The sequence below is a fragment of the Agrobacterium sp. 22-209-1 genome (assembly GCF_053522485.1).
In genome coordinates this window covers 114195-127136 of the sequence record NZ_JBNWCH010000009.1, presented here as the reverse complement: position 1 = coordinate 127136, position 12942 = coordinate 114195, and the positions used below count along the sequence as shown (strand labels likewise).

Below are 12942 nucleotides of genomic sequence, written 5' to 3'. Positions count from 1 at the left end.
AACGGCGCTGCCGCGTCCCGCAGGCGCAGGAACCCAAGATAAGACTGTAACATTCCTGTATCCCGACACGAATGACAAAAAAAAACGCCTATAGGCGGGGTCGCGCCGAATTAAAAAACCACCATACCTTTTCACGCCGGGATTATTTCTCCATCTTGCTGTACCAAAATAAACCACACGAATCCCGTTATTAGGATTGACAGAATAAATGCGGTTCTGTCACCAAGGCAAACAATAGAGGAAAAAGTTCCGGAATTCGGGAAAATGAAAATTACTTATATTTATCAATTAAATAAAATACAAAGTGGCAAAAATGAAGTTTCATGGCACAAAAATTAGTTTCCCATAAATTAAGCTTTCCAAAACGAACTTCATAATAATAATCATAGTCGATAAGCAGACTCACTGGAGTTTCTTGATGAACACGGCATCCACGCCCAAAACCACGGGGCCCGACATTGCCGGGCAGATTGCCTATGCCATGCGGAGCATGGGTGTTTCGCCGATCCCGCGTAACTATAGTCTCTTTTACGAAGCCTATATCGGCTCGAACCCTGCCCTGACGAAGGAGCTGGCCGCGCTTGGACACCGGGTGACGCAGGAGGATCTGGACGAGCTGTCCTCCCGTTACGGAGAAGGAAATCCCGCCCGGTCGATCGACGACGCGCATGAGAAGCTCAGGCGCGAACTGGAGGGCCTTCTGGGCACGCTGAGGCGCGAACAATCCTCCATCGAAAACTACAACCGGATACTCGGTGAAACGCGCCAGCGCATCGATGACAAGAATGCAGCCAGCAGCAATATTCTAAGGAATGCGATTTCGCTGCTGGCCGAGGCCACTGGCTCGAAAATCATCGACGGCGAAAAGACCTTCAACGATGTCAACCGCCATGCCGAGGAAATGCACCAGGTGCGCCTGGAGTTGGATGAGTACAAGCGCATCGCCAATACGGATTCGCTGACGCGCCTGTCCAACCGACGCGCCTTCGATGACCGGCTGGCGTCCATCTATGACAGCTCCATCGGCCTGCAATATACCACGCTCGTCCTGCTCGATATCGATCACTTCAAGCGGATCAACGACACTTTCGGCCACCCGGTCGGCGACAAGATCCTCGCCACCGTAGCCTCCGTCATCCGCGCCAATGTCCGCAAGGATGGTTTCGTCGCCAGAAGCGGCGGCGAGGAATTCGCCATCATTCTGGATGGCAATACGCCGGAAGAGGTGATGGTGATGTGCGAGCGCATCCGCCTGTCGCTGGAAAGCACGCCCTTCCGCAATTCCAGATCAGGCGCCGACTACGGCACGGTCACAATCTCCCTCGGCTTCGCTTCCGCCGCACAGGCCAGCAACCCGAGCGAGCTTTACGGCCATGCAGACACCGCGCTCTATCATGCCAAGGAAACCGGCCGAAACCGCTCCGTCTATTACGAGGACGGCATGCAGAAGAACTATGCAGGCAAGAACTGGCTGATTTATCGGACGTGAAAATTAGAGGGCAGCAGCCGTTCCGTTGACGCCCTCATTCCTGTGCTCGTCACAGGAATGAGGGCGGGGTTACGCAAGTGCATGCCCTTTAAATGCCAACCTGTTGCTGCGGCAATTGATGCCTCACCACATGGTCTTTGCCGCCCGCGCCGCCCATTCCCGATCATAAGTCTCCTGATCGAACTCCGCCTTCGCCGCCTTGAGCATGGTGCCGGGCGTCGGCAGCGATGCCACATCGACGAAATTGGCGGGGTTCCACAGTTCGGAGCGCATCAGCGCCCGTGCACACTGGAAATAGACCTCGTTTATCGTCACCACGATGACGGTGCGCGGATGTTTGCCATCCATCTCGAAGCTCTGCAACAACCCCGTATCGACGGAAACCACCGCGTGGCCATTGATGCGCATGGTCGTGTTGGAACCGGGGATCAGGAACATCAGCGCCACCCGTGGGTCGCGCACGATGTTCAGAAGCGAATCGATGCGGTTGTTGCCACGCCAGTCCGGCAACAGCACGGTCCTGTCATCGGCCACCCGCACCACGCCACCCTTGTCGCCGCGCGGTGAACAGTCCATGCCTTCAGGCCCCACCGTTGCCAGCGCGAGGAAAGGCGAAGTTTCGATCATCAGCCGGTATTCGGCTGTCAGCGCGGCTGTCACCTTGGCGATCGACGCCTCGCTCGTGCCGTCATAGATGGCCTTCAATTCCTCAACCGTGCGAATGATCGTCATGTCCGTTCCTATCCCTGCCAATTGCCTCTGTCGCCGCCGAAAGACCGGGGCGTCCTATTCCTCTGCGGCTTCCGCCTTTTCCCGCTCTGCCCGCTCGCGCGCGGTGCGGGCGGCCACGAGATCGGCCGGCTGGGCGTTGCCGCGGATCAGCGAACGGCCGGCATAGATGCCGCCGACGACTTCCATGGCGAAACGCTCCTCGTCGCGGTCGCGGAATTCCTCCACCAGACGTGCGGCATCTTCCCGCTCCTCGCCCATGGCGCCCAGCACTTCCTCGCTGAAATTCAGCGCCGATTCCAGCGTCTCGCGGATCTGGTAGTCGACGCCGGCTTTCAGCAGATCGATGGCATGGCCGCGGTCGTAAGCACGGGCGAGAACCGGAACCAGCGGAAATTCGTGTTTGACGATCTCCGCGATCCGCACAGCAGCTTCCTTGTCATCGACGCAAATAAGTACCGCGCGCGCCGTGCTGGCACCGGCGGCATGCAGGATTTCCGCCCGCGAACCGTCGCCATAATAGACCTTGAAGCCGAATTCCGCCGCATCGCGCACGAAGTCGGCGTCCTTGTCGATCAGCGACAGCGTATAACCGCGCGCCAGAAGCGGCTGGCTGACGATCTGGCCGAAACGGCCGAAGCCGATCAGCAGAATGCTGCCCTCGACATTTTCAGGCACGTCGAGATCGTCAGTATTGGGAACCGCCGCCGGCACCAGCCGGTCATGCAGGATGACCATCAGCGGCGTCAGCACCATGGAGATGATGATGGTCGCCGTCAGGATGGCGTTCGCCTCCCGGTCGAGAATGCCGGCGCTGACGGCAGCCGAATAGAGCACGAAGGCGAATTCGCCGCCCTGCGCCATCAGCACCGCCCGTTCCAGGCTTTCGCGCCGGGTGGTGCCGAGCGCCCGCGCCACGCCATAGATCAGGAAGGCCTTGAGCAGCATATAGCCCACAACGCTGATGACCACGAGCTGCCAGCTGGAGGCAATGACGGCAAGATCGATCGCCATGCCGACACCGAGGAAAAACAGGCCGAGCAGAATGCCGCGAAACGGCTCGATATCCGCTTCCAGCTGATGGCGGAAGGAGGATTCCGACAGCAGCACGCCGGCGAGAAAGGCCCCCATGGCCATGGAAAGGCCGCTGACCTGCATCAGAAGCGCTGAACCCAGTACCACCAGCAGCGCGGCGGCCGTCATCACCTCGCGCGCGCCGGAGGCCGCCAGCAGGCGGAAGAACGGGTTGAGCAGATAACGCCCGGCAAGGATGAGCGCACCGACGGCAGCAAGCGCGATGCCGACGGAAGCCCAGCGCTCCGATGCCGTGACGTGTTCGCCGCCCGAACCGAGGAAAGCGACAAGCGCCAGCAGCGGCACGATGGCCAGATCCTCAAACAGCAGAATGGCGATGATGCGCTGCCCTTTCAGGCTCGACATGCTGTTGCGCTCCTGCAGCATCTGCATGACGATGGCCGTCGAGGTCAGCACGAAACCGGTACCGGCAACGAACGACATGATGACGGGAAAACCGAGACCGACCCCGATCAATGTCAGGCCGGCCATGCAGACCAACACCTGAAGCGCACCCAACCCGAAAATATCCTGCCGCATCGACCACAGCCGCGACGGTTGCATCTCAAGGCCGATGATGAACAGGAACATCACCACGCCGAGTTCCGCTATATGCAGAATGGCCTGCGAATCGGAGAAAAAACCGAGACCGTAAGGCCCGATCACCAGACCGGCGGCCAGATAACCGAGCACCGAACCGAGGCCGATGCGCTTGAAGATCGGCGCGGCGACAACGCCCGCCGCCAAAAGCACGACCACCTGGGCCAGATCATTCCCGTTCGCTTCTACAGCCACACGCCACCCCGCTGAAAATCGATAAGACGAGGGTGTTCCCTCCCTCACTTCCTAGCGCATCGGCGTGAAAAGCGAAAACGATTTTACTGAAGGACGATGCACAGATTCAACGGGTTATTTGTCGCTCAGGGCATGCGATCCTCGGATGCCGCTGTCCTCCTCCCCTCATTGGTGTGCTTGTCACAGGAATGAGGGTGGGTCCGCAGGCCTTGCGTCCGTCTACCGGTATCGCGGCTCTCTGCTCAAGCCCTTTTCGGCGAGCTCCCGCTCATAATCCGCAAACAGCGCATCGCCGGTCTCACCCAGTTCCTTCAGATATTTCCAGGTGTAGATGCCGCTATCGTGGCCATCGTCAAAGATGACGCGCACCGCATAATTGCCGGTCGCGACCATGGAGCGGATGGCGACATCGCGTTTTCCGGGCACCGTGACCTTTTGCCCCGGCCCGTGGCCCTGCACTTCGGCCGAGGGAGAAAGGACGCGCAGCATCTCGGCTCGGAGACGGTAAACGCTGCCGTCATCAAAAGAGACGGTCAGTTCGCGCCGGTCTTTTGACACAAGCAGCTCGGTCGGCCAGGCATCACTCATTTTTCACTTCCGCAAGCTCGTCATATGCGTCAGAATTACGAACTTGCCTCACGATAGGCAAGCCACTACATCACCTGATAGAGCACACATTCGGCGTGTGTGCCAGGCGCGAGGCGCAGTGAGGATGGAGACGTGAACGGTTTCTCCGGTTCGCTTGAAAAGGCGAAAACCCTGACGGAAAACAGCACACCGATGGTGGACCCTTTCGGCCGCTCCATCACCTATCTGCGTGTCTCGGTCACCGACCGCTGCGATTTCCGCTGTACCTATTGCATGTCCGAGCACATGACCTTCCTGCCCAAAAAGGATCTTCTGACGCTTGAAGAACTCGACCGGCTCTGTTCCGTCTTCATAACGCGCGGCGTGCGCAAGCTGAGGCTGACCGGCGGTGAACCGCTGGTGCGCAAGAACATCATGTCGCTGGTGAGAAACCTTGGCCGCCACATTGAAACCGGTATGCTGGAAGAGCTGACGCTGACGACAAACGGCTCACAGCTCGCCAAATTTGCCGACGAGCTTGCCGATTGCGGGGTGCGCCGCATCAACGTGTCGCTCGATACGCTCGATCGCGATAAGTTCCGCCATATCACCCGCTGGGGCGATCTCGACCGCGTCATGGAGGGGCTCGACGCCGCCCAGGCCGCGGGCATCAAGGTCAAGCTGAACGCGGTGGCGCTGAAGGACTTCAACGACGCCGAGATTCCCGATCTCATGCGTTTTGCCCATGGTCGCGGCATGGACCTGACGGTCATCGAAACCATGCCGATGGGGGAGATCGAGGAAGACCGGACAGACCGCTACCTGCCGCTTTCGCAGTTGCGCGCCGATCTGGAAAAGAGCTTCACACTGATCGACAGCGATTACCAAACCGGCGGTCCCGCCCGTTACGTGACGGTGAAGGAAACCGGAGGCCGGCTCGGCTTCATCACGCCGATGACGCATAATTTCTGCGAAAGCTGCAATCGCGTCCGCCTCACATGCACCGGCACGCTTTATATGTGCCTGGGCCAGGATGACGCCGCCGACCTGCGCACCGCGCTGCGCGCCTCCGACAGTGATGCCTATCTTTCCAGCGCCATCGATGAAGCCCTTCTGCGCAAGCCGAAAGGGCATGATTTCATCATCGACCGCACCCACAACCGGCCTGCCGTCTCCCGCCATATGAGCGTGACCGGCGGCTGAGCGAAGGCTGAAACTGTTTCTCGTCCACCCACCCATATAAACGGTTGAAATGCCGGCTGTGGCGTGCCACGTCTCTTTGCATGGAGGAATGCGTGGTCACGCCCGAAAGGCGGCCCAAATCGCCCCGAAAGGGCGGCCGGGAAAACCGCGCATGGTCTGGGATATTTTGGAATGGCATTGACGGACAATACGCGCGGCGCCCTTTTCATGGCGCTCGCCATGGCAAGCTTCACGGCCAATGACGCCCTGACGAAATCCGTCACCCCCTATATCAACACCGGCCAGATCATGTTCGTCCGCGGCATCATAACGGTGGTGCTGATCTACATCGCCGCCCGCCATTTCGGTGCGCTCCGGCCGCTGAAAACCCTCATGCGCCCCATCATCATCCTGCGCTGTCTCTGCGAGGTGACTGCGGCCGTGCTCTATCTGACGGCGCTCGGCCTCATCGAATTTTCCAATGCCTCGGCCATATTGCAGTCCCTGCCCCTGGTGGTGACGCTGGGTGCGGCGCTGTTTCTGCGCGAGCCGGTGGGCTGGCGACGCTGGATGGCGATCATCGTCGGCTTTATCGGCGTGCTCGTCATCATCAGGCCCGGCCCGGAAGGCTTCACGCCGGGGGCGCTTCTGGTCGTCGCATCGCTCGCCGTCACCGCCGCGCGCGATCTGCTGACGCGGAAAATGTATGCCGATGTGCCCTCGCTCGCCATCACCGTCATCACCGCTTTCGTCAATATGGCGGTGGGCGGCCTGCTGATCGTGCCCTTCGGCGGCTGGCAGCCGATGAATTTCATGATCCTCTCACATCTCGCCGGTTCCGCCATCCTGGTGCTGGTGGGCTATCAGGCGATCATTCTCGCCATGAGATCGGGCGAAATCTCCTTCGTCGCGCCGTTCCGTTACACCAGCCTGCTCTGGGGTTTCATGATCGGCGTATTCTTCTTCAATGAAAAGATCGACAATTATACCATCGTCGGCGCCCTGATCGTCATCGGTTCGGGCCTCTACACCTTCTACCGCGAAAGCCTGCGCAAGCGCTCGCAGATGGCCAAGCGCGCGGCCGCCACCCCCACCGCCGCGACCACGGTACGGCCGGCTTCCGTTACGAAAGCTGCCGTAACGGGCGAGGCTGGAGAATGATATGAACAGCGGCCGTTTTCTGGACAGGACCACACCGCCGCACATCATCACGCTGGTCGTCATCGCCGGCGTTGCGGCTCTGTGCATGAATGTGTTCCTGCCCTCGCTTGCGGCCATGGCGGTTTATTTCGAGACCGACTACGCGGTGATGCAATTTGCCGTTTCGGGTTATCTTGCCGCCACCGCCTGCCTGCAGCTCATCATCGGCCCGCTTTCCGATCTTTTCGGGCGCCGCCCGGTCATGCTGGCCAGCATCGCCATCATGATCGTCGCAACGCTCGTCTGCATGCTCGCGCCCAACATCACCGTCTTCATGATCGGGCGCGTTGCGCAGTCAGCAGTCGTTTCCGGCTTCGTGCTGGCGCGCGCCATCGTGCGCGACATGGTGCCGATGGAACAGGCAGCCTCGATGATCGGCTACGTGACCATGGGCATGTCCGTGGTGCCGATGGTGGGGCCGACGGTTGGCGGGCTGCTCAACGACATTTCCGGCTGGCAGTCGAGCTTCGCCCTCCTCTCCCTGCTCGGCGTCGGCATTCTGGTGCTCGCCTGGTTCGATCTCGGTGAAACCAACCATAATAAATCGGCGAGCTTTTCGCAGCAGTTTCACGCCTGGCCGGAACTTCTGCGCTCTCCGCTCTTCTGGGGTTATGCGCTGACCTCGACCTTCTCGTCCGGCATGTTCTTCTCCTTCCTCGGCGGCGCGCCCTTTGTCGGCAGCGTGCTTTACGGGCTCGCCCCGGCCATGCTCGGCCTGCAATTCTTCTTCATGGCCAGCGGTTACATGCTCGGCAACTTCATCTCCGGCCGTTATGCCAGCGAAATCGGCATTACCCGCATGATGCTGTCGGGCAATGTCATCGCCATTGCCGGCATCGTAACGACCATGCTGCTGATCTCCGCCGGGGCGGAAAGCGCCTATGCGTTTTTCGTGCCGCTTGCCTTGATCGGCGTCGGTAACGGCGTGACACTGCCGAGCGCCAATGCCGGCATGGTCAGCGTCCAGCCGCATCTGGCCGGCTCCGCCTCCGGCCTCGGCGGCGCGATGACCATCGGCGGCGGCGCAGCGCTCTCGGTGCTCGCCTCCTCGGTCCTGTCCAGGGAGGACGGAACCTGGCCGCTTCTTCTGGTGATGCTGGCGACCGGCCTTGTCGCCCTCCTCACCACCCATGTCGTAAGGCTGCAGGAACAGCGGGAATGACGGCCCCTTTCGAAATACCAGGTCTTGTGCTCGCCGGCGGGCTTTCGCGGCGCATGGGCAGCAACAAGGCGATGGTGCAATTGGGCGATACGCCCCTCATCTCCCATGTCATCAACCGCATCGCACGGCAGGTGTCAGACGTCACCATCAATGCCGCCAATGGCTGGGCGGAGAATTTCGGCCTGCCGCTGCTTCGAGATACGCTGAGCGGCCATGCCGGACCGCTTGCCGGTATTCTGGCCGGCATGCGCCATTTCCAGCATCGTGAGAGCGCGATCAGTCACTTCCTGACCGCGCCCGCCGACAGCCCGTTTTTCCCGAACGATCTCGTGGCGCGGCTTTGCGAACACCTGTCAGACGATGCAATCGTCATCGCCGCCTCCAGCGGCCAGCTTCACCCGGTTTTTGCGCTGTGGCCGGTAGCGCTTGCCGATGATCTCGAGGACTGGCTGAAGAACGATGAAAACCGGCGCATCCGCGCCTATCTGGCCCGGCACGTCACCATCGGCGTGGCCTTCCCGCCGCTGGAAACGGCAAAGGGCAGCCTCGATCCGTTCTTCAACATCAACACGCCGGATGAACTGGCGCTGGCGCGCAGCTATCTGGAGAAGCTGGAGCAATGACGGCACAAAAGGTCTTCGGCATCGCCGGCTGGAAAAACTCGGGCAAGACCGGCCTTGCGGTCCGTATCGTCACCGAGCTGACGGCGCGCGGCTACCGCGTCTCCACCATCAAGCACGCCCATCATGATTTCGATATCGACAAGGTCGGGGCGGATAGCTGGCGTCACCGGCAGGCCGGCGCGCACGAAGTCACCATCGTCTCCGGCACCCGCTTCGCCATCATGCATGAATTGCGCGGCGAACCGGAACCCTCCTTCGAGGACATCCTCTCCCGCCTCGCCCCCTGCGATCTCGTGCTGATCGAGGGTTATAAATACGAGCCGGTGCCGAAGATCGAGGCGCGCCGACTGGACGCGGCCAAGACCGAACCGCTCGCGCCGCTCGATCCGCATATAATCGCCATTGCTGCCGATCATGACGTGGCGGACACGACGTTGCCCGTTTTCGATCTCGACGATACCGGCGCCATTGCCGATTTCATCGAGAAGACGGTGGGACTGGTGAGGCAGTAGCGACGTTTCCGCCGCCTCCTCTCCTCCGTCATCAAGCCAAAAAATGAAAAAGCCGGGCTCATCACCCGGCTTCATCATTCCTTGAGACGCAATACCTATTCAAGGAAAGTGGAAGGGTTCACCGGCGTCGCATCCTTGCGAACTTCGAAGTGAACCTGCGGACGCTTGGCGCTACCGGTCATGCCCGATGTGGCGATGGTCTGGCCGCGCTGAACCTTCTGGCCGCGCTGCACGTCAAGATTGGCGGCGTTGCCGTAAACGGTGACCTTGCCGTCGTCATGGCGCACGAGAACCGTGTTGCCGAGCTGCTTCAGGCCGTTGCCCGCATAGATGACCACACCGTTTTCGGCGGCCTTGATCGGCGTGCCTTCCGGAACGGAGATGTTGATGCCATCGTTGCGGCTGCCTTCGACATTATCGCCGAAATTGTTGATGACCGCGCCGCGAACCGGCCAGCGATATTTGCCGATGCCGGTGGATTCCGGTGCGACGGAAGCCATGTCGGCCTTTTTCTCGATGTCGCTGACACTGGCGGTGGCCGGTGCGGCAGGCGCAGTCGGAGCCGCGGCAGCAGCCGGTGCCTTGTAGGGCTCAGGCTTGGCGGATGCGGTTTCGACCGGCTTGGCCGCTTCTTTGGCCGGAACGGAAGCCGTCTTGATGGCATCCGTCGAAGCGCCGGGCATGTTGAGCGTCTGGCCGACGCGGATGCTTTCGTTGCTGAGACCGTTTGCCGCCTTGAGGGCGGCGACCGACACGCCGTTTGCGCGGGCGATCTTGGACAGGCTGTCGCCCGGCTGCACCTTGTAGCCGCCGGTGGGCGGCAGCGGCTTGCCGCCAGGCGGCGTCAGCTTGCCGGTTTCGGAGGAAACCTTGTCACGGGCGGCGGCCTGCGACGGCAGCACAGCCACGTTCCCCTCGGGACTACGCAGCGGCGTCGGCTGGTCGCCATTGCGGTTGAGCGCAATATTGCTGGCGGCATCCTTGGCGGCATTGCGGACCTGACCGAACTTCGGAATGATGATCGACTGGCCGGCCTGTGCCGAGGATGCGGTCTTCAGGCCGTTGACGCGCAGCAGTTCCTTTTCCGGAACGCCGTAACGGTTGGAGAGCGTCGCGATGTTTTCGCCGGGACGCAGGGTCACGGAGGCGGCGCCATCCGTGTGCCAGCCGTTCTTGTCGGAGCGGACCGTTGCGGTGGTCAGATTGTCGGCCGCGGGAGCGGCAGCCTGCCGGGCGGGCGCTGCAAGAGACGGCACGACCTTGGGCTGGGCGGATGGGAAAGGCTGGGCCATGGCTTCGCTGCGGGTCGACGGATCGCGGCTTGCCACAGCTGTCGGCGCAGCCAACTCGGATCGCTGCACGGGAGAGGCCGAAGCCGAGCGGGCCATGGAAGGCTGAACGCCGCTATAACCGCCCGATTGCGGATAGGAATTGCCCGCCATGTTCTGGTTGGCATAACCGCCCTGCGGCGCGGCGGAGGCGTAACCGCCATTCATGTCGCCCTGCGGCACCGGGGCCTGCCCGTAAGCACCGCCGCCCTGACGGGCAGGAATTGACGCCGTGGTCATCTGATCCGGTCCACTGGAAAAGAGGCCGCTGAACCGCGTTGCATCCGAGCTACAGCCCGTTGCGACGCTTGCCAGCAATGCCGCTGCGAACATTTTTGCGACTGATTTTCCGATTTTAGACGAATGTCTCATACGCATGACTCGATCTACACTGACGCCAACCCGCCGCATCGAGACCGATCCGGCACAAATTTCACTTCTTGCAAGGCCCATTTCCCGAAGTGGGAAAACCATGCGTCGATGTTTATGATTAAAGCGCGTTAGTGTTACCACGCCGTTAAAACGTTAAGCCGCTTGGCGCTTTTTTGACACTTCGATAACCATGACGAAAACAGAATGCGTCACGTTGGAACAATAATGATATTAAAAATCAGTTAGTTGCAGAAATTCAGAACATTAGGAGACAAAGATGGAATGTCTCCAAAATTTTCATTTCGTCACAAATGACGCGCAATATGCGTGCTGAGCGGCAGGTAAGGCGCCTCGAACAGTTCTTCCTTCTCGAAGCGGCTGCCGGTCTTGGAGAACCGCGTCATCACGCAACGCTCGTCTTCGAGAATGATCGGGGCGATCATCATGCCGCCTGAAACGATCTGTTCGGCAAAGAAGCGGGGCATGGTGGTGAAGGCCGCCGTGGAGACGATTCGGTCGAAGGTACCCTCGCCCACCAGGCCGTTGCTGCCATCCGCCTGACGGATGACGACATTGCGGATGGAGAGATCGTCGAGACAGTTCTGCGCCCGCTGCACCAGCGTCCTGTAACGCTCCAGCGAAAAGACGCGTTCGACCCGCCGAGCGATGATCGCCGTCATGAAACCGCTGCCGGTGCCGATTTCGAGCACACGCTGGCCGGGTTTCAGCTGCAGTCGGGCAAGGATTTTCACCGCCATGTCGGCGCCTTCCATGAAGGCGCCGCAGTCGATCGGGATCGTGCGGCTGGAATAGGCATCGGCCGCAAATTGCGGCGGCACGAATTTCGAGCGCGGCGTCTGCTCGACCGCCGTCAGAAGGTCGAGATCGGAAATCCCCTCACCCCTTAAGCGGAGAACGAGAGCGGCAAAACCTTCCTTTTCGACCATTGCGGATTTCAATCGGCGACTCCGAATCCAAGTGCTTGCGCAACCCGATCCTTCACCGTGTAGTCCGTCAGGTCAAGCTTGAGCGGTGTGACGGAAATCTTGCCATGTTTCAAAGCGTGGATATCGGTGCCTTCGCGGAAGGTACCGAGACGCTCGCCGAAGCGCAGCCAGTAGTAGGGAAGACCGCGACCGTCCTGCCGTTCCTCCACCGTCAGGCCAAAATCGAGCTTGCCCTGCCCGGTGACAGACACGCCCTGCACATCCTTGGGCGCACAATTGGGGAAGTTGAGGTTGAGGAAGGTGCCATCAGGCAGATCGACATCGATGAGCTTGCGGATGAGATCGGGCGCATAGGTCTCCGCCACTTCCCACGGCACGACACGGCCTTCGGCATGGCTGAAGGCCTGGCTGAGCGCAAAGGAGCGCACGCCCTGCAGCGTGCCTTCGATGGCGCCGGCAATGGTGCCGGAATATGTCACGTCATCGGCCATGTTGGCGCCAGCATTGACGCCGGAGAGGACGAGATCGGGCTTTTCCGGCAGGACTTCGCGAATACCCATGATGACGCAGTCGGTCGGCGTGCCGCGCAGCGCGAAATGCTTGTCGGAAACTTTTCGCAACCGCAGCGGTTCGGACAAGGTCAGCGAGTGCGCGAGACCGCTCTGGTCTGTCTCCGGCGCAACGATCCAGACATCGTCGGACAGCGTGCGGGCGATACGCTCCAGCACCGCCAGACCTTCGGCGTGGATACCGTCGTCATTGGTCAGCAAAATCCGCATGGTTCTCTCTCCGCTTTTCATATCTTCAAGGACGGAGCATGCTCCCCAACCGCCAGTGAGGTGTGCAGCTCTCCCATGGTCATCCTCAGGCCTGTCCAGAGAATCTAATCACGTCGAAATCAATCGAAAAGTTGCAGATCCTCAGGCCTGTCCCGAGGACGACGTCGGCCAAATTGGAAGACT

At 60.5% G+C, this 12942-nt stretch carries 12 protein-coding genes; 6 read left to right on the top strand and 6 right to left on the bottom strand.

Annotated elements, in window-relative coordinates; genetic code table 11:
* Positions 1–418: 418 nt before the first annotated feature.
* Positions 419–1489 carry a GGDEF domain-containing protein gene (locus ACQZ48_RS18765; protein ID WP_191218230.1) on the top strand — a complete coding sequence of 357 codons (1071 nt, stop codon included), beginning with the start codon at positions 419–421 and terminating at the stop codon, positions 1487–1489.
* 123 nt (positions 1490–1612) lie between these two features.
* On the opposite strand, the gene ACQZ48_RS18760 is transcribed toward ACQZ48_RS18765, so the two are convergent.
* From ACQZ48_RS18760 to ACQZ48_RS18750, 3 genes are all read right to left on the bottom strand, one after another.
* Positions 1613–2221, bottom strand: coding sequence for a pyridoxamine 5'-phosphate oxidase family protein (locus tag ACQZ48_RS18760; protein WP_077982167.1), 609 nt, complete (start codon positions 2219–2221; stop codon positions 1613–1615).
* Positions 2222–2275: 54 nt separating this feature from the next.
* Positions 2276–4087 carry a monovalent cation:proton antiporter-2 (CPA2) family protein gene (locus ACQZ48_RS18755; protein ID WP_142912301.1) on the bottom strand — a complete coding sequence of 604 codons (1812 nt, stop codon included), beginning with the start codon at positions 4085–4087 and terminating at the stop codon, positions 2276–2278.
* Positions 4088–4306: 219 nt separating this feature from the next.
* On the bottom strand, positions 4307–4675 hold the full coding sequence (locus tag ACQZ48_RS18750; RefSeq protein ID WP_269825609.1) for a gamma-butyrobetaine hydroxylase family protein: 369 nt from the start codon (positions 4673–4675) through the stop codon (positions 4307–4309).
* Between the two features lie 132 nt (positions 4676–4807).
* Here ACQZ48_RS18750 and moaA point away from each other — a divergent pair, with 132 nt between their 5' ends.
* The 5 genes from moaA to mobB all read left to right on the top strand — a co-directional run bounded on the left by moaA (position 4808) and on the right by mobB (position 9333).
* Positions 4808–5857, top strand: coding sequence for a GTP 3',8-cyclase MoaA (gene moaA / locus ACQZ48_RS18745; protein WP_269824688.1), 1050 nt, complete (start codon positions 4808–4810; stop codon positions 5855–5857).
* Positions 5858–6028: 171 nt separating this feature from the next.
* Entirely contained in the window at positions 6029–6997 is a 969-nt protein-coding gene (locus ACQZ48_RS18740) for a DMT family transporter (RefSeq protein ID WP_142912304.1), read from the top strand.
* A gap of 1 nt (position 6998) precedes the next feature.
* Positions 6999–8198, top strand: a complete 1200-nt coding sequence (locus ACQZ48_RS18735; protein WP_448729168.1) for a multidrug effflux MFS transporter — start codon at positions 6999–7001, stop codon at positions 8196–8198.
* Positions 8195–8821 carry a molybdenum cofactor guanylyltransferase MobA gene (mobA, locus tag ACQZ48_RS18730; protein WP_448729167.1) on the top strand — a complete coding sequence of 209 codons (627 nt, stop codon included), beginning with the start codon at positions 8195–8197 and terminating at the stop codon, positions 8819–8821. Before ACQZ48_RS18735 ends, mobA begins: the two co-directional genes overlap by 4 nt.
* Complete coding sequence (gene mobB, locus ACQZ48_RS18725) at positions 8818–9333, top strand: molybdopterin-guanine dinucleotide biosynthesis protein B (protein ID WP_077982160.1); 516 nt, start codon at positions 8818–8820, stop codon at positions 9331–9333. Before mobA ends, mobB begins: the two co-directional genes overlap by 4 nt.
* A 95-nt stretch (positions 9334–9428) precedes the next feature.
* On the opposite strand, the gene ACQZ48_RS18720 is transcribed toward mobB, so the two are convergent.
* From ACQZ48_RS18720 to surE, 3 genes are all read right to left on the bottom strand, one after another.
* Entirely contained in the window at positions 9429–10994 is a 1566-nt protein-coding gene (locus tag ACQZ48_RS18720) for a peptidoglycan DD-metalloendopeptidase family protein (protein ID WP_448729166.1), read from the bottom strand.
* A 344-nt stretch (positions 10995–11338) separates the two neighbouring features.
* Positions 11339–11980 carry a protein-L-isoaspartate(D-aspartate) O-methyltransferase gene (locus ACQZ48_RS18715; protein ID WP_077982158.1) on the bottom strand — a complete coding sequence of 214 codons (642 nt, stop codon included), beginning with the start codon at positions 11978–11980 and terminating at the stop codon, positions 11339–11341.
* An 8-nt stretch (positions 11981–11988) separates the two neighbouring features.
* Positions 11989–12759, bottom strand: a complete 771-nt coding sequence (surE, locus tag ACQZ48_RS18710) for a 5'/3'-nucleotidase SurE (RefSeq protein WP_003509717.1) — start codon at positions 12757–12759, stop codon at positions 11989–11991.
* Positions 12760–12942 lie beyond the last annotated feature (183 nt).

What these genes read in the sequence shown, in the direction of transcription:
- ACQZ48_RS18715 (WP_077982158.1), bottom strand. Translation starts at nt 11,980, where the DNA reads ATGGTCGAAAAGGAAGGTTTTGCCGCTCTCGTTCTCCGCTTAAGGGGT.
- ACQZ48_RS18760 (WP_077982167.1), bottom strand. Translation starts at nt 2,221, where the DNA reads ATGACGATCATTCGCACGGTTGAGGAATTGAAGGCCATCTATGACGGC.
- ACQZ48_RS18720 (WP_448729166.1), bottom strand. Translation starts at nt 10,994, where the DNA reads ATGTTCGCAGCGGCATTGCTGGCAAGCGTCGCAACGGGCTGTAGCTCG.
- ACQZ48_RS18735 (WP_448729168.1), top strand. Translation starts at nt 6,999, where the DNA reads ATGAACAGCGGCCGTTTTCTGGACAGGACCACACCGCCGCACATCATC.
- mobB (WP_077982160.1), top strand. Translation starts at nt 8,818, where the DNA reads ATGACGGCACAAAAGGTCTTCGGCATCGCCGGCTGGAAAAACTCGGGC.
- ACQZ48_RS18750 (WP_269825609.1), bottom strand. Translation starts at nt 4,675, where the DNA reads ATGAGTGATGCCTGGCCGACCGAGCTGCTTGTGTCAAAAGACCGGCGC.
- surE (WP_003509717.1), bottom strand. Translation starts at nt 12,759, where the DNA reads ATGCGGATTTTGCTGACCAATGACGACGGTATCCACGCCGAAGGTCTG.
- ACQZ48_RS18740 (WP_142912304.1), top strand. Translation starts at nt 6,029, where the DNA reads ATGGCATTGACGGACAATACGCGCGGCGCCCTTTTCATGGCGCTCGCC.
- ACQZ48_RS18765 (WP_191218230.1), top strand. Translation starts at nt 419, where the DNA reads ATGAACACGGCATCCACGCCCAAAACCACGGGGCCCGACATTGCCGGG.
- mobA (WP_448729167.1), top strand. Translation starts at nt 8,195, where the DNA reads ATGACGGCCCCTTTCGAAATACCAGGTCTTGTGCTCGCCGGCGGGCTT.